The 18,422-nt window shown below is 64.6% G+C and carries 16 protein-coding genes; 7 read left to right on the top strand and 9 right to left on the bottom strand.

Features of this window, described 5'->3' with window-relative positions:
• Window positions 1-127: 127 nt before the first annotated feature.
• Window positions 128-1,918, top strand: coding sequence for a cation:proton antiporter (locus tag ABIC75_RS16965; protein ID WP_354015075.1), 1,791 nt, complete (start codon window positions 128-130; stop codon window positions 1,916-1,918).
• Between the two features lie 111 nt (window positions 1,919-2,029).
• Here the strand turns inward: ABIC75_RS16965 and aceA are convergent, their stop codons facing one another.
• Window positions 2,030-3,334 (bottom strand): isocitrate lyase, encoded by a 1,305-nt coding sequence (gene aceA / locus ABIC75_RS16960; RefSeq protein WP_354015074.1) that lies wholly within the window; start codon window positions 3,332-3,334, stop codon window positions 2,030-2,032.
• Window positions 3,335-3,383: 49 nt separating this feature from the next.
• Complete coding sequence (gene aceB / locus ABIC75_RS16955; protein WP_354015073.1) at window positions 3,384-4,979, bottom strand: malate synthase A; 1,596 nt, start codon at window positions 4,977-4,979, stop codon at window positions 3,384-3,386.
• 256 nt (window positions 4,980-5,235) lie between these two features.
• Between aceB and ABIC75_RS16950 the strand changes: the two genes are divergently transcribed.
• A complete protein-coding gene (locus ABIC75_RS16950; protein WP_436407941.1) occupies window positions 5,236-6,144 on the top strand; it encodes a LysR family transcriptional regulator in 909 nt (302 codons plus the stop codon).
• A gap of 51 nt (window positions 6,145-6,195) precedes the next feature.
• Here ABIC75_RS16950 and ABIC75_RS16945 read toward each other — a convergent pair whose 3' ends face one another.
• The 7 genes from ABIC75_RS16945 to ABIC75_RS16915 all read right to left on the bottom strand — a co-directional run bounded on the left by ABIC75_RS16945 (window position 6,196) and on the right by ABIC75_RS16915 (window position 11,660).
• On the bottom strand, window positions 6,196-6,792 hold the full coding sequence (locus ABIC75_RS16945) for a 1-acyl-sn-glycerol-3-phosphate acyltransferase (RefSeq protein WP_354015071.1): 597 nt from the start codon (window positions 6,790-6,792) through the stop codon (window positions 6,196-6,198).
• Window positions 6,789-7,211: an alternative ribosome rescue aminoacyl-tRNA hydrolase ArfB gene (gene arfB, locus ABIC75_RS16940; RefSeq protein WP_354015070.1), complete on the bottom strand. Its 423-nt coding sequence runs from the start codon at window positions 7,209-7,211 to the stop codon at window positions 6,789-6,791. Before arfB ends, ABIC75_RS16945 begins: the two co-directional genes overlap by 4 nt.
• Window positions 7,212-7,259: 48 nt before the next feature.
• A complete protein-coding gene (locus ABIC75_RS16935) occupies window positions 7,260-7,961 on the bottom strand; it encodes a pseudouridine synthase (protein ID WP_354015069.1) in 702 nt (233 codons plus the stop codon).
• A gap of 83 nt (window positions 7,962-8,044) precedes the next feature.
• Window positions 8,045-9,661 (bottom strand): ubiquinone biosynthesis regulatory protein kinase UbiB, encoded by a 1,617-nt coding sequence (gene ubiB, locus ABIC75_RS16930; RefSeq protein ID WP_354015295.1) that lies wholly within the window; start codon window positions 9,659-9,661, stop codon window positions 8,045-8,047.
• Window positions 9,662-9,690: 29 nt separating this feature from the next.
• Complete coding sequence (locus ABIC75_RS16925) at window positions 9,691-10,344, bottom strand: ubiquinone biosynthesis accessory factor UbiJ (protein WP_354015068.1); 654 nt, start codon at window positions 10,342-10,344, stop codon at window positions 9,691-9,693.
• 595 nt (window positions 10,345-10,939) lie between these two features.
• Window positions 10,940-11,407 carry a tRNA (uridine(34)/cytosine(34)/5-carboxymethylaminomethyluridine(34)-2'-O)-methyltransferase TrmL gene (gene trmL, locus ABIC75_RS16920; protein ID WP_354015067.1) on the bottom strand — a complete coding sequence of 156 codons (468 nt, stop codon included), beginning with the start codon at window positions 11,405-11,407 and terminating at the stop codon, window positions 10,940-10,942.
• Window positions 11,408-11,459: 52 nt separating this feature from the next.
• Window positions 11,460-11,660: a hypothetical protein gene (locus tag ABIC75_RS16915; RefSeq protein WP_354015066.1), complete on the bottom strand. Its 201-nt coding sequence runs from the start codon at window positions 11,658-11,660 to the stop codon at window positions 11,460-11,462.
• Window positions 11,661-11,984: 324 nt separating this feature from the next.
• On the opposite strand from ABIC75_RS16915, the gene ABIC75_RS16910 reads away from it, so the two are divergent.
• The 5 genes from ABIC75_RS16910 (at window position 11,985) to ABIC75_RS16890 (ending at window position 18,422) form a co-directional block, all read left to right on the top strand.
• Entirely contained in the window at window positions 11,985-14,867 is a 2,883-nt protein-coding gene (locus ABIC75_RS16910; protein ID WP_354015065.1) for a M16 family metallopeptidase, read from the top strand.
• Window positions 14,868-14,966: 99 nt separating this feature from the next.
• Window positions 14,967-15,392, top strand: coding sequence for a DUF4156 domain-containing protein (locus tag ABIC75_RS16905; RefSeq protein ID WP_354015064.1), 426 nt, complete (start codon window positions 14,967-14,969; stop codon window positions 15,390-15,392).
• Between the two features lie 201 nt (window positions 15,393-15,593).
• Window positions 15,594-16,088: a MarR family transcriptional regulator gene (locus tag ABIC75_RS16900; protein ID WP_354015063.1), complete on the top strand. Its 495-nt coding sequence runs from the start codon at window positions 15,594-15,596 to the stop codon at window positions 16,086-16,088.
• 2 nt (window positions 16,089-16,090) lie between these two features.
• The gene (locus ABIC75_RS16895; protein ID WP_354015062.1) at window positions 16,091-18,232 is read left to right on the top strand and encodes an FUSC family protein; all 2,142 of its coding nucleotides are present in this window, start codon (window positions 16,091-16,093) and stop codon (window positions 18,230-18,232) included.
• The gene (locus ABIC75_RS16890; protein ID WP_354015061.1) at window positions 18,222-18,422 is read left to right on the top strand and encodes a DUF1656 domain-containing protein; all 201 of its coding nucleotides are present in this window, start codon (window positions 18,222-18,224) and stop codon (window positions 18,420-18,422) included. The genes ABIC75_RS16895 and ABIC75_RS16890 overlap by 11 nt, the downstream gene beginning before the upstream one ends.

The following is an 18,422-nucleotide window of genomic DNA, read 5'->3' as shown; positions in this document are numbered from 1 at the left end:
CGATACCGGGGCTTGGCCCTCTCCCCAGGCTTCCTCGTTTTCCCGATCAAGCGGCGTCATCGCGCGATGGCGCTGGCCGCGTTCGCATGGTCCGATAGGTTCACGGCAACCGCACGAAGGACCGCGCATGACGCTCGATCTCGGATTCCTGCTGGTGTGCATCCTGGGTGTGGGGTTTCTTGCCCAGTGGCTGGCGTGGCGGGTGAGGTTGCCGGCCATCCTGTTCCTGCTGCTGGCCGGCATCCTCATGGGACCGGTGGCTGGTGCGCTCGCGCCTGACAAGCTGCTCGGCCCCTTGCTGTTTCCCATCGTGTCGCTCGCCGTGTCGGTGATCCTCTTTGAAGGCAGCCTCACGCTGCGCTTCAGCGAGCTGCCGGACATCGGCCGTGCCGTGCGCGGCCTGGTGACCTATGGCGCCGTGATCGCGGTGTTCATGCTCGGCGTCGCCGCGCACTACTTCGCGGGGCTCAGCTGGGACGTGGCTCTGCTGTTCGGTGCGCTGACCTGCGTGACCGGCCCCACGGTGATCGCGCCGATGCTGCGCACGGTGCGCCCGAACGCGCGCATCGCAAACACCTTGCGCTGGGAAGGCATCGTGATCGATCCGCTTGGCGCACTGTTTGCCGTGTTGGTGTACGAGGCCATCGTGTCGCGCCAGCAGGGGCACACGGTGGGCGTCTTCCTCGCGGTCATCGCCAGTGGCGTGATCATCGGCTTGTTGGCGGCGTGGACCCTCGCGTTCCTGCTGCGCCGGCAGATGATTCCGGAATACCTGCAGAACTTTGGCGCGCTCGTCCTGGTGCTGCTGGCGTTTTCGCTGTCCAATGCGATCACCCACGAGTCCGGCCTGTTGACCGTTACGGTGATGGGCATTGCGCTGGGCAACATGCGCGGCGTGCACATCGACGACATCCTCGATTTCAAGGAAAACCTCACCACGTTGCTGGTGTCGAGCCTGTTCATCCTGCTGGCGGCGCGACTGACCTGGCCGTTGCCCGATGGCATGCTGTGGGCCGGCGTGGCGATCTTCATCGTGGCGCAGTTGATCGTGCGACCGGTGACGGCGACGATCGCCAGTATTGGCAGCGCGCTGAACTGGCGCGAGCGCGCGTTGATTGCGTGGATCGCGCCACGTGGCATCGTGGCGGCGGCAGTCTCCGCGCTGTTTGCACTGAAGCTCGACGCGCTTGGCATGGCCGGCGCGAAGGAACTGGTGCCGCTGGTCTTCATCCTGATCATCGGTACGGTGGTGCTGCAGAGTGCGACGGCTCGTCCACTCGCGCGCTGGTTGAAGGTGGCCGAGCCTGATCCCACCGGTGTGCTCATCTACGGCGCAGATCAGGCCTCACGCGTGGTGGCGCGTGCGCTGGTCGATGCCGGTTTCCATGTGATCGTGGCGGACGAGCACTGGGAGGGCATCAAGCACGCGCGCATGGAAGGCCTGCAGACGTTCTTCGGCTATCCCGCCTCCGCCTATGCGGAGCGTCATCTCGACCTCACCGGCATTGGTCGGTTGCTGGCCATGTCGACCCATCGCGAACGCAATGCGCTGGCCTGCGTGTACTACCGCCAGGAGTTCGGCCGGGGCAAGGTCTACCGATTGAACAATGACGATGGCAACGCTACCGGCGGTCGCGTACAAATAGGCGGCCATTTGTCGGCGCCGGCCTTGTTCGGCATGGACATGACACACGAGCGTTTCCTGGAGTGTCTTGCCGAAGGCTGGCGCATCAAGTCGACGCGGCTCACGAGCACGTTCGACTGGCCGAACTTCATCGAGCAATACGGTTCGCCGACGGTGTTGCTGTTCGGCATCGAGGAAAAAGGCGCGCTACGCGTATCGTCGGTGAAGCGCGAACTCGAGCCGCGTCCGGGCTGGACGGTGATCGCATTGGTGCCGCCTGAAAGCGCATCGTGACGAATGCGATGCGCCACGCATTCCCTGCGGGCATGCGTGGGGGCGCTGGACAGGGCCGCGCTCCCCACGCACGCGCCGACGTCCGTGTCGGCCTACGCGAGGCAGGCAAGGTCAGGCGGCGCTGGCCTGACGCGAGGCGTGGAATTGCGCCTCTTCGGTGGAACCCTTGAGCGCGGTGGTGGACGACTGTCCCTGCTGGATGGCCTGGGTCACGGCATCGAAGTAACCCGTGCCGACTTCGCGTTGATGCTTCACGGCAGTGAAGCCACGGTCGGCGGCCGCGAATTCCCTCTCCTGCAATTCCACGAACGCGCTCATCTGACGACGGGCATAACCATAGGCCAGATCGAACATGCCGTAGTTAAGGCTGTGGAAACCGGCCAGCGTGATGAACTGGAACTTGTAGCCCATCGCGCCCAGCTCCTGCTGGAAGGTGGCGATGGTGGCGTCGTCGAGATTCTTCTTCCAGTTGAAGCTCGGCGAGCAGTTGTAGGCGAGCAATTTGCCGGGGTACCTCGCGTGGATGGCCTCGGCGAATTTGCGCGCTTCGTCCAGGTTCGGCTTGCTGGTCTCGCACCACACGAGATCGGCATACGGTGCATACGCGAGACCGCGGCTGATCGCCTGGTCCAGGCCGGGGCGGACGCGGAAAAAGCCTTCCACGGTGCGCTCGCCGGTGACGAACGGCTTGTCGTTGTCGTCGATGTCGGAGGTCAGCAGATCGGCGGCATCCGCATCGGTGCGTGCCACGATGAGCGTGGGCACGCCGAGCACGTCGGCGGCAAGGCGCGCGGCGTTGAGCTTGTCGACGGCTTCGCGCGTGGGCACCAGCACCTTGCCGCCCATGTGGCCGCACTTCTTCACCGAGGCGAGCTGGTCTTCGAAGTGCACGCCTGCGGCGCCCGCTTCGATCATCGCCTTCATCAATTCGAACGCATTGAGCACGCCGCCGAAGCCCGCTTCCGCATCGGCCACGATGGGCACCATCCAGTCGATGTTGTTCTGCCCTTCCGCGTGATGCAGTTGATCGGCGCGCAGCAGCGTGTTGTTGATGCGCTTGACCACCGACGGCACGGAGTTGGCGGGATACAGCGACTGGTCGGGATACATCTCGCCCGCGAGATTTGCATCGGCGGCGACCTGCCAGCCGCTGAGATAGATCGCCTGCAATCCGGCCTTCACCTGCTGCATCGCCTGGTTGCCGGTGAGCGCGCCGAGTGCATTGACGAAATCTTCCTTGTGCAGCGACTTCCACAAACGTTCGGCGCCGCGGCGGGCGAGCGAATGCTCCACGCCCACGGTGCCGCGCAGGCGCGCCACATCCTCGGCGCTGTAATTGCGCTGGATGCCGTTCCAGCGAGGATTGTTCGTCCAGTCGAGGGCGATCTGATCGGCGGTGGGCAGCGTGTTCTTCATGATGCGTTCTCCTGCGTATCCGTGATGCGTAGTGACGGAACTGGTGAGCTCAGAGCTGCTGGTAGGCCGCCAGGGTGAGGAAATCGCCGAGTTCGTCGGCGTGCGTGAGTTGCTTGAGCAGCGCCGCCGCCTGCTCGGCGCGATGCGCCAGCGGGCTCTGGCTTTCGATGAGGCGATGCGTGTGCTTGGCCAGCGCGTGGTCGAACAGCGCGAAGTCGATCGGCGCGTGGTCGGTGAATTCCAGTGGCCCGCGATGCAGCCATTGCCAGATCTGCGAGCGCGCGATTTCGGCGGTCGCCGCGTCTTCCATCAGGTGATGGATGGGCACGCAGCCTTGGCCATCCAGCCATGAGGCGGTGTAACGCAGCGCCACTTCCACGTTGTTGTCGAAGCCGGCGCGCGTGATGGTGCCGCTGCATGGTGCGATCAGCCCATTGCGGCACACGTTGACATCGTTGCGCGTCACGTTGAGCTGGTTCGGCGACGGCATGTACTTGTCGAACACTTCCTGCGCCACCGGCACCAGTGCGGGATGCGCCACCCACGTACCGTCATGGCCCGCCTGCACTTCGCGCAGCTTGTCGGCGCGGACCTTGGCGAGTGCCGCGTCGTTGGCCGCCTCGTCGCCCTTGATCGGAATCTGCGCGGCCATGCCGCCCATGGCGAACGCGCCGCGGCGGTGGCAGGTCTGGATCAGCAGCTCCGAATAGTTCTTGAGGAACGGCACGGTCATCTGCACCTGGGTGCGGTCGGGCAGCAGGCGATCGCGATGGCAGCGAAAGGTCTTGAGGTAGGAAAAGATGTAATCCCAACGCCCGCAGTTGAGGCCCACTGCGCGACCGCGCAGCGCGTGCAGGATCTCGTGCATCTGGAACACGGCCGGTAGGGTTTCGATCAACACCGTGGCCTTCATGCAATCCCGCGGCAGGCCGAGCGCGGCTTCGGCGGTGGCCATCACCTCGTCCCACAGCGCGGCCTCTTCCATCGCCTGCAACTTAGGCAGGTAGAAGTACGGGCCGCGGTCGCGCGCTTGCAGCGTGCGTGCGTTGTGGAAGGCGAACAGGCCGAAGTCCACCAACGCGCCGGACATCGGCTCGCCGTCCACAGTGATGTGACGCTCCGGCAGGTGCCAACCGCGCGGACGCACCACCAGCACGGCCGGGTTGCCGTTGACGCGGTAGTGCTTGCCTTCCGGCGAGGTGTATTCGATGGCGCCGTTCACCGCGTCGCGCAGGTTGATCTGGCCATCGATCTGGTTGGCGAAGGTGGGCGCCGAGGAATCCTCGAAATCGGCCATGAACACCTTCGCGCCGGAATTGAGCGCGTTGATGATCATCTTGCGCTCGACCGGCCCGGTGATTTCCACCCGGCGGTCGCGCAGCGCGGGCGGAATGGACGCCACCGTCCAGTGGCCCTCGCGGATGGCCACGGTATCGGCGCGGAAGTCCGGCAGTTCCCCGGCGTCGTAGCGAGCCTGGCGGGCGTCGCGGGCTGCCAGCAGTTCCAGGCGCCGCTCGTCGAACTGGCGGTGCAGCTGGGCAAGGAAGGCCAGCGCCTCGGGCGTGAGGATGGCGGCATGTTCCGGGCGGATGCCGCCCTGGACCTGGGCGGGCAAAAGTGCGAGTCGTTCCTTGGGGACGGCCATGGCGAATCTCCGTGATGACGATGGGATGACACTAGGTCACGGAAATTGGCTTTGACAAAGCAAATGTTTCAATTTTTGGTATTGTCATTCTTAATGAGTGACGCAACTGCTTGAGTTGCAAGAGACAAAAATGGACAAGAAACCATCGGGCAAGGCGAAAAAAGCGCATTCGACGCCGTCGCGGCGACGTACGGACAAGTATGGTCGTGCCGACGAAGGCGGGCGGTTCTACTACAAAGGCAATCGGCAGAAGCAGATGCGCGCCTTCGTTTACACCGTCAAATTGGGAACGCTGACCCGCGCTGCCGAGGCTCTGTTTTTGTCTCAGCCCAGCGTGAGCCTTCAGCTCCAGGCGCTGGAGCGGGAGCTCGGCGTGAGCCTGCTGGAGCGCCGCCGCCGCCGCATCAACCTCACCGACGCAGGCGAGGCGCTGTACGAACTGGCGCGGCCCTTGGTGGAAGGCTGGGAAAACCTGGATCGCGACTTCCACACCAAGGTGAAAGGCCTGCAGGGCGGGCGCCTCACCATTGCGGCGGGAAGCTCGACCATCCAGTACCTGCTGCCCGATCTCGTACGTCGCTATCGCGAACACTTTCCCGAAGTGCAGCTGCAACTGGCCAACGTGACCGGCAAGGACGGCCTGGCGCTACTGCGCGCCGACGAAGCGGATTTCGCGGTGGGTTCGATGCTCGACGTGCCCAACGACATCGCGTGGGCGCCGGTGCATCACTACGACCCGATGTTGATCATGCCGCCCGATCATCCGCTGGCGGCGAAGGACACGGTGACGCTGCAGGACCTGTCGCCGTACGGCCTGATTCTTCCGCCGCAACGATTGTCGACGTATCGCCTTGTGGACCTGGTGTTCCAACAGCGCCAGGTGCCTTATCGCGTGGCCATCGAAGTAGGCGGCTGGGACGTGATCAAGGAATACGTGGCGATGGGCCTGGGCATTTCCATCGTTACCGGCATATGCATCACCGACGCGGACCGCTCCCGTTTGGCCATCCGAAACATGAAGCAGTATTTCCCCCAGCGCAGCTACGGCGTGGTGATGCGCAAAGGCAAGTTCCTCACGGCGGAGGCGAGGGCGTTCATTGATCTGGTGAAGCCAGGATTGCTGACGCATCGCGATTACGATGAGTCGGGACACTCGGAACGTTGATCGTCAATCCGATGGGAGCGCCGCTTTGTGCGCGGCCGCACCGGAGCGCGATCAATCGTTGGCGTTGCGGTGCTTGCCCCGATACGGCGTAAACAGCGCGCGAATCTTCGCCATGTCCGCATCCGGATCGTCCGTGGCGCGCACCACCGGCCCAAAGCGGAAGGTCTTGCTCGGATAGTCGAGGAACAGCGTCTGGATGGGTACGTTGGCGTCGTGCGCGATGCGCAGGAAGCCCGACTTCCATTGCTTGACCTTCTTGCGCGTGCCCTCAGGCGTGATGCCCAGCCACATGCGGTCCTTTTCCTGGAAACGCTGCACCATCTGGCCCACCACGTTGAGCGCAGCGCTGCGGTTGATGGCGATCATGCCGATGGGGCGCAGGATGATGCCCAGCGGGCCGTCCAGCACTTCGCGCTTGATCATGATGTTGATGTCCACGCCCAGTCCGATCTTCATCAGCAGGCCGTAGTAGCCATCCCAGTACGAGGAATGCGGCGCGCCGATGATGATCAGCTTGGGTTCGTTCGGCAGCTCGCCGAGAAGCTTCCAGCCGGACAGGCGCAGCAGGCCGCGCGCCAGCCATGGCCAGAACGTGCTCTTGAGCTTGGGGGCTTCGGGTGGGGCAGGGGGGAGCATCGGCGTGCTCATTCGCGACTCCAATCACGCGACCGTGTTTGCTTGATCTTGCCGCGTTGCTGCTTGCCGGCGAGCCGGCGCTCTTTCGAGCCGCGGGTGGGTTTGGTGGCGATGCGCGCCTTGGGTACCACGAGCGCCGCGCGGATGATCTCGACCAGGCGCTCGCGGGCATCCTCGCGATTGCGTCCCTGGTCGCGGAAACGTCGCGCCTGGATCACCAGCACGCCGTCGTCCGTAAGGCGACGATCCCGGCGCGCCAGCAAGCGTGCGCGCAGCGGTTCGGGCAGGGACGGCGAATGCGCCACGTCGAAGCGCAGTTCGACGGCGCTTTCGGTGCGATTGACGTGTTGGCCGCCGGGACCGTCTGCGCGAAGGAAACGCTCAGTCAGCTCGGTCTCGGGCAGGACGATGGATCGGCTGATCGTGAGCATGCGTAAAGTTTAGCGGGCGCGCGTGACACACCGCCACGACGCGGTGCGTCACAACGCGGGCAGGGTCCAGCCAAATCGTTCGAGCAGCCCCTCGTAAGCGGCGTCCAGCGGTGCTTCCAGGCGCATTGGTTGGCCGGTCACCGGGTGGGCGAAACTGAGGCGCCAGGCGTGCAACAGCATGCGGTGGCAGCGGAAATACTGCTTGTACAGGCGATTGTGGTCGCTTCGGCCGTGCTGGCAATCGCCGATGATCGGGTGATGGATGTGCGCCATGTGCTTGCGAATCTGCCGGAATCGACCGGTTTGCGGCTCCGCGAGCACCATGGCGTAACGCTGCTGCGGATAGCGCCCCAGTTCGATGGGCACTTCCACCGTGGCCAAGCGCCGGTAGCTGGTGCGTGCCTCGCGACGCGGCCCCGTGTCGCGGGAGCCGGGCAGGGCATAGTCGATCAGGGCTTCCTCCGGTTCCGGCCAGCCGCGCACCACGGCCAGGTATTGCTTGTGCACGTCGCGGCCCATGAACTGCTCGCCAAGCGCGGCGGCGATCTCCGAGGAACGCGCCACGAGCAGCGCGCCGCTGGTGGCACGGTCGAGGCGATGGGCGAGATACGTGGTACCGCCCACCTGCTCGCGCAACAGGTCGATGAGGAATTCCTCCGCATTACCGACCATTTTGGAGCGATGCACGGCCAGGCCCGCGGGCTTGTTCACCGCGATGAGGGCGTCGTCTTGGTAGAGGATGTCGAGCATGGGATGTCCGGAAGGCGCCGCGTTCTGCGCGCCCTTCCAATGGCGACGTCATCCGACCCAAGCCGGGATGACATGGAAAATAGTCAGCGGCGCGGCCATCCGGCTGCGAAGGCAACGAGGCCAGCAACGCCCATCGCCGTGGCGTGCCAGATGCCGTGCTCGGACGCCTGCGTCCACAAGACCGCACTGCCGATCAGCAAACTGGCGCCCAGCAACCCAAACGACAGCGCGCGCCGCGTGCGTTGTGCCTCGTCGCGCTGCTGCGCCAGTTCGACCGGGTCGCTCACCGCGCGACGTTCGCCCATGGCCACTTCGCGCAACGCATCGCGTACCAGCTCGGGAAACTGCGGCGCGGCGTGGAACCACTCCGGCAGGCGCTTGCGCACTTCGCGCAGGGTGCGGCGGGGACTGTAGCGTTCGCGCAGGATACGCTTGAGCACCGGGTGCGCCACGGCCCAGATGTCGATCTGCGGGTCGAGCATGCGGCCGACGCCTTCGATGTTGAGCAGCGTCTTCTGCAGCAGGATCAGCTGCGGCTGCAGCGTCAGTTCGTAGCGCCGTGCCGTCTGGAACAGCTTCACCACCAGTTCGGCCAGCGAGATCTGCGACAGCGGCCGCGTGAAGTAGGGCTCGCACACGGTGCGCACGGCGGCGGTGAGTTCGTCGATGCGCACGGTGGACGGCATCCAGCCGGCGTCCACGTGCAGTTGTGCGATGCGCGCATAGTCACGCTCGAACAGCGCGATGAAGTTCTGCGCCAGCCAGTATTGGTCCTGTTCCGGCAGCGAACCCATGATGCCGAAATCGAGCGCGATGAAACGCGCATCGTTGGCGCGCGAGGTGTCGACCCAGATGTTGCCCGGGTGCGCATCGGCGTGGAAGAAATTGTCGCGGAACACCTGTTCGTAGAAGAGGCGCACGCCTTTCACCGCCAATGCCTTGCGGTCGATGCCGGCCGCATCGATCGAGGCGATGTCGTCGCAGCTCACGCCGTACACGCGCTCCAGCGTGAGCACGTGGGCGCTGGTGTAATCCCAGAACACCGCCGGCACGTAGAGATCGACGCCGCTTTCGAAATTGCGTCGGAGCAGGCTGGCGCTGGCGCCTTCGCGCTGCAGGTCCAGCTCGTTTTCCAGCATCTTCTCGACTTCGGCGACGACGTCGAGCGGGCGGATCTTGTCGGCATTCGGATGCCAGCGTTGCGCCAGTTCGCCCAAGGAGCGCAGCAACTTGATGTCGCGTTCGATCTGCTGGTCGATGCCTGGACGCAGCACTTTCACCACCACGGCGCTGCCGTCCTGCAGCGTGGCGGCATGCACCTGCGCGATGGACGCGGAGGCCAGCGGCGTTTCATCGAAGCTCGTATAGAGCGTCGTGATGGGCGCTTTCAGCTCCTGCTCGATGATGGCGCGCGCTTCGCTGCCCGGGAACGGCGGCACCTGGTCCTGCAGCTGCGCGAGTTCATCGGCGATATCGGCCGGCACGAGGTCGCGGCGCGTGGAAAGCACCTGGCCGGCCTTGACGAAGATCGGGCCGAGCTCGGTGAGCGCGAGCCGCAATCGTGCGCCGCGCGAGAGATGGGCGATATCAGTGCGCGGCCGCGCGACGAAAGGACGAATCAGCTTGAGCGGACGGAACAGGTGCGCCGCATCGACCAGTTCATCGAGACGATAGGCAAGCAGCACGGAAGCGACGCGCATCACGCGCGGTACGACCTTCAGAGGCGTCCTCACGCGGCGGGTCCCTTCTTCAGGCGTAGCTCCAGGCGTGCGAGTCGCGCTTCGAGACGCTCGGCGCGTTCGCGCAGATCGTCCACACCATCGAGAAAACCTTCCACTTCGCCGGGCGCTGCCGCCACGCGCGCTTCATCGCGCAACCAGTCGGCGGTGTCGGTGGTGAGGTGGCTGGCGGTTTCCTTCGCATGTGCCAACCCGCTGCGAACGGCCTTGGCGAGCGGCACGCCCAGCACATCGCCGAAGGTGCGTGCGAAGGCTTCCTCGAAATCCGGCGCGAACTTGCTGGCGAGTTTTTCCAGACGGCGAGCGAGATCCGCGTCACCGGCGATTTCCACCTTGCCTGGCGAAACACCTTCGTCATCGCGCTTCACCAGCATGGCCAGCAGGCTGCCCGGCGTAGCGGCCACGCGCAGGTGGTTGTCGTCCTGCGCAGGCCCGACCTTCAACCGCTCACCTTCCACCGTCACCGACAGCGCCAGCTCGGGGCCGCGCAGATGCAGCTGTACGCTGCGACCGTCGAGCGCAGACAGGCGCCCGGCCGTTTCCGGGTCGAGCGACAGCGTGTGATTCAACGCGGTTTCCAACGCGCGCCCGGCAAGGGCCCGCATGGGACGTGGCAGCAGTGACATGAGGGAAGGGGCAGTCATGCTGCCGATTGTAGCGGGTCGTGCCGTGGGGCTGAGGTTGAGCCGCCTACTTTGCGGCGTTCCCGCGAGCATCCGACCCTTACCACCGAAAGGTGGCAATGCCCCAGCCCTGTCCCCGGGGAAGAGGGAGAAGTAGTGTGCTCGGCGCAAACCGAAAACCTGCAGCGATGAAGCGGCACAGCGACTCGCGCTTTAAGCCCTCTTCGTCGCGGCGCGTGGCGATGTAGCCGCACCGTTGATTAGAGAGATCGTGACGTTCCGGGCCCCGAAGGCTCCAAAGCTCGTATCCAACACAACGCTACGAGCCTTTGCTCTGAAGGCCATTTTCTTTGGGTTACTTTTCTTTTGGGCCAGCAAAAGAAAAGTGACTCGAGCGGCGGCAGCCGATCGAAACGCCCGCCGCGCAGGCGGCCAGGTCGCGGTAGCACCACAAAAAGCGCGATCAGACGCTAACGCAACAACCCAACATCGAGGCGCTGGATTCCGGCCTGCGCCGGAATGACGAACAAAACAAACCAGCCTTCGGCTGTTGAAAAGCGCCTCCGCTCGTCATCCCCTTTGCGGGTAGGCCGGACTGACGAGCAAGAACGGCGCGCTACGGGGCCGCCCCTCCAAACCCCATCTGCCGCCACGCCTCATACACCGCAATAGCGACGGTATTGGACAAATTGAGGCTTCGACTATTGGGCCGCATGGGCAATCGCAGGCGCTGAGCTTCAGGAAGCGACTCGAGGACGTCAGACGGTAAACCCGCCGTCTCGCAGCCGAACAGCAGCGCGTCGCCTTCGACAAAACGCGCATCGACATGCGCCACGCGGCCACGCGTAGAGAACGCGAATACCCGTGGCTGTCCGATGCTCTCAAGGCAGCTGGCGAGGTCGTCATGCACGGCCAGCTGCGCATATTCGTGGTAGTCCAGGCCTGCGCGGCGCAGGCGGGCATCGTCCAGCTCGAAGCCCAGGGGGCGGATCAGGTGCAGCGAGGCGCCGGTGTTGGCGCACAACCTGATCGCGTTGCCCGTATTGGGCGGAATTTCCGGTCTGTAGAGAATGACATGCAGCATCCAGCCATTATCGGGTCTATCCGTGGACCCGTAAAACGCTAAGCGTCCTTGCTCAGCCGTTGGAGATGCGCGGGCACACCACGCCGTCGGGCGGCAGTGCGCAAGCGGTGGGGGCGATCAGCTGGCCCGCGCTGCCGGCAGCGGCGAGGCGGATGGCTTCGGGCGACGCGTTCACCATGGCACCCAGCACGAGTCCGCAAACCAGCAGGCAAGCAACGAAGAGGCCGCGCAGCATCAAGGTTTCGAATTTCATGATCATGTCTCCGATGAAAGGTGGGGTAGTCCTGCGCTGTAGATATGGCAAGCGCCGTGCCAAGCCTCTGGTCGTGTTCAAGTGACTGTCTTTGTTGAAAATTATCTGGCGTTGGGCTGGGGGCTTGGCTGTCCGCGGACAGCGACCGGGCGTGGCCGGACAGCTGCGGACACCGGTGCGGACGTCGCAACGTCCTGCATGCATGTTCTTGCGTCGAACGAAGCCTCGCAGACGTTGTCCACCATGCCATTGGTCATTTGCCAAGGTTCCGGGCCGTGGCTAGCCTCGGAACGTTCATTCGCCGAAGAAAACAGGAGTGTCGTGATGGCAAGAAAGCCCCTCGCCCTACTCGTCGCAGGAGTGCTCAGCATGTCGGCCGGTTTGCCTGCCATCGCGCTTCCCCAGGCGGCCGCCGCCGAAGCCACCCAGGCGGTTCCGGACATCGCCTTTACCCGCTTCACGCTGCCCAACGGCCTCACGGTCGTGGTGCACGAAGACCACAAGGCACCCGTGGTGGCCGTGAGCATCTGGTACCACGTGGGCTCGGCCGATGAGCCCAAGGGCAAGACCGGTTTCGCGCACCTGTTCGAGCACCTGATGTTCTCCGGCTCGGAGAACCACAAGGGCACGTACTTCCAGCCGTTCGAGCTGGCCGGTGCCACCGACATGAACGGCACCACCTGGTTCGACCGCACCAACTATTTCGAAACCGTGCCGACCACCGCGCTCGACATGGCGCTGTGGATGGAATCCGACCGCATGGGCCACCTGCTTGGTGCCATCGGCCAGAAGGAACTCGACACCCAGCGCGGCGTGGTGCAGAACGAAAAGCGCCAGGGCGAGAACCGCCCGTACGGCCGCGTGGACCAGAACATCCTGTCCAACACCTACCCGGGCAACCATCCGTACCAGCACGACACCATCGGTTCGATGGCCGATCTCAACGCCGCCTCGCTGGGCGACGTGAAGCAGTGGTTCCACGACTACTACGGCGCCGCCAACACCACCCTGGTGCTGGCTGGCGACATCACGGTCGCGGAAGCCAAGGCCAAGGCCGAGAAGTATTTCGGCGACATTCCCGCCGGCCCGCCGGTGCCGCGCCAGCAGGCGTGGATCACGCCGCTCACCAAGTCGACGCGCGGCATCCAGCACGACCATGTGGCGCAGCCGCGCATCTATCGCACTTGGGTGGTGCCACAGCTGGGTACGGACGATGCGATCCAGCTCGACCTCGCCTCCACCGTGCTCGGCGGCGGCAAGACCTCGCGCCTGTACCAGCGCCTGGTCTACCAGGACAAGCTGGTCGACGACGTGTCCGCCAGCATTTCGCCGTTCGCGCTGGCCAGCCAGTTCCAGATCCAGGCCGACATCAAGGAAGGCGTGGACCAGGCCAAGGTCGAAGCGGTCATTGCCGAAGAAGTGAAGAAGTTCCTCGCCGACGGCCCCACCGCCGACGAACTGGAGCGCGCGAAGATCGGCAACCGCGCCGGTTTCGTGCGCGGCCTGGAAAAGGTCGGCGGCTTCGGCGGCAAGGCGGTGATTCTGGCCGAGGGTCAGGTGTATCGCGGCGATCCGGGTGCCTACAAGAAGGACCTGGAACGCGCCAACGCCGCCACGCCGGCCAGCGTCAAGGCGGCCGCCGACAAGTGGCTCAGCAAGGGCGATTACCTGCTCACCGTGCTGCCCGCCGGCAACGACTTCAACCCCGATACCGAAGACGCCAAGGTCGTGGCGCTGGGCCCGCAGAAGGGCCGTCCCGACGCCAAGCTGCCGGTGTTGCATGAGTACAAGGTGGCCGAGAGCGCGGTCGACCGCAAAAGCGGCGTGCCGCAGGTGGCGCAGTTCCCCGACCTGAAATTCCCCGAGCTGGAACGCGGCAAGCTGAAGAACGGCATCGAGGTGATCCTCGCGCAGCGCCACACCATTCCGGTGACGCATGTGCAGCTCATGTTCGACGCCGGCTACGCGGCCGACCAGGGGCGCAAGCTCGGCACCGCCAGCTTCACCACCACGCTGATGAACGAGAGCACCAAGGATCTCGACTCGGTGGAAGTGGCCAAGCGCAAGCAGCGCCTGGGTGCAATCACCCGCATCGGTTGCGGCCTGGACGCGTGCTCCGCGTCGCTCAATGCCTTGAACGACCAGCTGCAGCCGTCGCTGGCGTTGTTCGCCGACATCGTGCGCAACCCGGCGTTCAAGTCCGAGGACATCGAGCGCATCCGCGGCCAGTGGCTGGCCGGCATCGCGCAGGAAAAGACCCAGCCGACCGCGCTGGCGCTGCGCACGCTGCCGCCGTTGCTTTACGGCGCCAACCACGCCTACGGCATTCCGTTCACCGGTTCGGGCACGGAAGCGGCGATCAAGGCCATGCAGGCATCGGATCTGGCGACCTTCCAGAATGACTGGCTACGCCCGGACAACGTGAAGATCCTGGTCGCTGGCGACACCACGCTGCAGCAGATCATCCCGCAGCTCGATGCCGCCTTCGGCGACTGGAAGGCACCGTCCAACCCGGTGCCGAAGAAGAACATCGCGACCGTGGCTGCCCAGGCCAAGCCGCGCGTGTTCCTCATCGACAAGCCGGACGCGCCGCAGTCGCTGATTCTTGCCGGCCTGCTCGCGCCGTCCAGCAAGGCGCCGAACGAGCTGGCCATCGACGTCGCCAACGGCGCCTTCGGCGGTAGTTTCACCTCGCGCCTCAACATGAACCTGCGCGAGGACAAGCGTTGGGCCTATGGCGCCTTCAGCTTCATGCGCGATGCGATCGGCCAGCGTCCGTTCCTGATGTATGCGCCGGTGCAGACCGACAAGACTGCCGAGTCCGCGCACGAAGTGGCCAAGGAAGCGGCCGAGGTGATCGGCGCCCGCCCGCTCACCGAGCAGGAAGTGGACAAGATCAAGGACTCCAACGTGCGCGGTCTGCCAGGCAGCTTCGAGACCGGTTCCGAAGTGCTCAGCGCGATGAGCGAGATCGTCCAGTACAACCGCCCGGACGACTATGTGCAGACGCTCAAGGCCCGCACCGAAGCCGTGAAGCAGCCCGATGCCGAAGGCGCGATCAAGGAGATCATCAAGCCCAACGCGCTCACCTGGGTGATCGTGGGCGATCTGAAGAAGATCGAGCAGCCGGTGCGTGCGCTGAAGCTGGGCGACGTGCAGGTGATCGACGGCGACGGCAAGCAGGTCACGTCCACGCCGTCGAAGTAAGCGTGAGATTTTGTGGGGAGCGGTTCACGTCCCCGGGTTAGGATGGAGGCCGGGCGGGAGACCGCCCGGCTTCTTCATATTCACGTCGCGGAGTTACTCATGCGCAAGACCCTGCTGTTGCTCGTTCCCATCGCTTTGCTCGGCGCCTGCACCTACGGCATCACGCTGGACGATGCCGGTAAGAACGTCCGCACGGCCTGGAGCGGCGATGTGTCCTCCTGTCGTGACCTGGGCAAGGTCACGGTATCCGTGATGGATCACGTCGGTCCGGTCAATCGCAACGACATCAAGGTGCGTGACGAGCTGGAAGTCATGGCGCGCAACGAAGCCGCCAAGATGCACGCCGACACCATCAAGCCTTTGGGCGACCCCGCCGACGGCTCGCAGCCGTGGGGTGCCTATCAGTGCGGCAATGCCCAGCTGGCGCCGGCGGGTCGCGCGCCGAATCCGGCCAACCCGAATCCGGCAGCCAACGGGGCCACCGCGCCGGGTGCGTTTGAGACGTACCCAGTCAAGGGCAACTGAGCGGGCGTCGACGACGCGCCGCGCTCACTCGACGTCCCGGCTTTGCCGGGGCGGCGGGCGAGCCACCCACCGCATCACTCCGAAAGGCGCCCTCGTGGCGCCTTTTTCACGCGCGCAGGTTGACGCTCTTGCATGCCCGGGAGGGCGGGCATAAAATTTACATCTATATATTACATATATGTATTACTTGGGCCGCGCGCCATGAGCAGTTTCGTTCCCACCGAGCAGCGCCTGGCGGTGACGCGTCGGCGTCATCCTGCGTTTCCGCGTGATCCGGCGATCCTCGTTCGCCTGATCAAGCACATCTACAAGCGCGTGCAGGACGATACGAACGCGCTGTTGCGCCCGTATGGCATCAATCATCCGGAGTACAACCTGCTGATGATGCTCTACGGCACGGAAGGCTATACGTTGCATCCCACCGAGCTGGCTGACGCCGCCGGTGAGAAGTCGGCGAACATCACGCGCCTCAGCAACGAGCTTGCAGACAAAGGTTTGATTGCGCGAAACGCCAGCGAAGAGGATCGTCGCAAGGTCACGCTCACGCTCACCGACGAAGGCCTGGCGCTGATCGACAGCTTCCTGCCCGAGATCTGCGCCTTGCTGGACTGGCAAGTGGATGGGCTTGCCCAGCGCGACGTCGCGCAGCTCGAGCGCCTGCTCAAGAAATACCTCGATCAACTGGAGCGCACCTGACGATGTCAGCCGTGTCAGCCGACCTCTCGTCTTGGCGCAACCCCCCATGGTTGCGCGACTTCGTCGCGGAAGAATCGCAGGCGTGGATCTTCGTGCTGAAGGCCTTGCTGGCGTTCTACCTGGCGGCGTGGATCACCATGGTGTTCCAGCTGGAGCAGCCATCGACCACGATGGTCACCGTGTCGATCGTGATGCATCCGCAAAGCGGCACGGTGCTGGCGAAAAGCTTCTATCGCGCGCTGGGTACGTGCGCCGGCAGTTTGTTCGGCGTGCTGTTGATGTCGGCCTTTCCGCAGCAGCGTGAACTCTTCCTGCTCTGCCTGTCGCTGTGGGTGGCGTTGTGTGCCGGCGGCGCCGTGTTGTACCGCAACTTCATGTCCTACGGTTTCGTGCTGGCCGGGTACACCGCGTTCATCGTGATACTGCCGGCGATCGATCATCCCACGGCGGTGTTCGATTCGGCGGTGGCGCGCGTCAGCGAGGTGATGCTGGGCCTGATCGTGGCCGGCCTGGTGAGTGACGTGGTGCTGCCGGTGCGCCTGCGCCAGGTGTTGCGTCGCGTGGCGCGCGAGCATTACCAGCACTTCATCGACTTCGCGCGCAACAGTCTCGGCGGCATGATTCCGCGTGCGGACATGGAAAAGGCACACCTTCGCTTCGTGCGCGCGGCGGTGCAGATCGAAGACCTCCGCGCGTCCGTGATCTTCGAAGATCCCGAGGCACGCGCACGCAGCAGTCGCATGCAGTTGCTCAATCTGCGCTACATGGCGGCGGCGACCAGTTTTCAGTCGCTGCATCACCTGATCAATCGACTTCAGCGCAGCAATCATCCACGTACCGCGGCCGCGTTGATCGCGCTGTACCGGCCCATTGGCGAGGCGCTCAGTCCCGCTCCATCGGAGACGCCCATTCCCCGCTTGCTGGCCACGCGGCTGGAAGCCTGCGAGGCGAAGCTTCCCGCGCTTGCGGCCGAGTTGCGCGAAGGATTGCGGCAGGATCCCGAGCTGCTGCTGGAATTCGACAGCGGCACGACAATGGTGCGCCGCTTTGCGGCCGAGCTGCGCGACTTCACTTCGCTGGAAGCCACGCTGCGCGAGACCCAGGGCGTGATGGGCGGCGCGGTGGAGCGCGTGGACTTCAAGCGCGCCAACGACTATGCGGCGCCATTGATCGCCATCGTGCGCACGTTCCTGACCATGGCCGCGCTCAGCGTGTTCTGGCTGGAGACGGGTTGGACGTTCGGCCTCAGCGCACTGCTGCTGGCGACGGTGTTCAGCGGCCTGTTGGCGGCATCGCCATCACCGCTGGCGGCGACGGCCAATACCTGGATTGCCTACGCGGCCGGGCTGGTCGCAGCGTATTTCGTGCTGTTCCGCCTGATGCCAGGCAGCGATGGTTTCCTGATGCTGATCCTGGTGACGGCGCCGTTGCTGGCGATAGGGCCGTACCTCACCACGCGCAATGCCACCTTGCCGGGTTACGGGGCGGGTTATTCGCTGGGCTTTGCGTACATCCTGGCGCTGAAGAACCCGATGGTCTATTCGCCCGAGCGCTTCCTCAACGACAGCATCGCTTCGCTGTTCGGCCTGATGATGAGTGGCGCCGCCTTCATGATCATCCCCACGGTGATCGGCACGCAGTGGCTACGCCGGCGCCAGCTGGTGCAACTGCGCCGGCAGGTGGTGTTCGCCGCCACCGCGCCGATGGACGGCATCCTCTATCGCTTCGAGAGCGTGAACCGCGACTTGTATCACCAGATCGTGCAGTTCACGCGGCAGGGCAGCGAGGAATCGCACTCGCTGTTCTCGTGGGCGCTCGCCGTGCACGACTGCGGACGCGCGGTGATCGAGCTGCGCCAGGACATGACGCATGCCGAACTGCCGCCGCCCTTGATGGAGACGATGCAGAACGCCGTGGACGCGCTGGCTCAACTCTATGACGAGCCCGACAAGGCGCGCTGGCGTCGTGCCGACCAGGCCGTGGACCATGCGATCGTGCTCACCACGCAAACGCTACCGCAGGCGCGCGCCAGTTGTCAGCCGGCGTTGGCGCACCTGCTGCAATTGCGCACGGCCTTGCGCGACGATGAATCCGCACTCGCTCCCTACATCGACAAGTCGCCGGAGATTGCCCATGCCCCGTGAAGTCGCGCTTGGCGACGCCTTGGTCCCAGGCTTGCTGCTGGTTTATATGGGTTGCCTGCTGGTGTTATGGGGAGTCGACACGGTCATCGGCCGCTATGGCCTGTATCGCTACGTCTGGCATCCGTCACTGTTCCGCGTTGCCGTGTTCTTCGCGCTGTTCGGCGCGGCTGGCCTGCTCCTGTATCCCTGA

The organism is Dyella japonica (genome assembly GCF_040545895.1).
Taxonomy (GTDB): domain Bacteria; phylum Pseudomonadota; class Gammaproteobacteria; order Xanthomonadales; family Rhodanobacteraceae; genus Dyella; species Dyella japonica_D.
The sequence above is the reverse complement of the archived record's forward strand: the minus strand, read 5'-3'. Positions and strand labels throughout refer to the sequence as shown.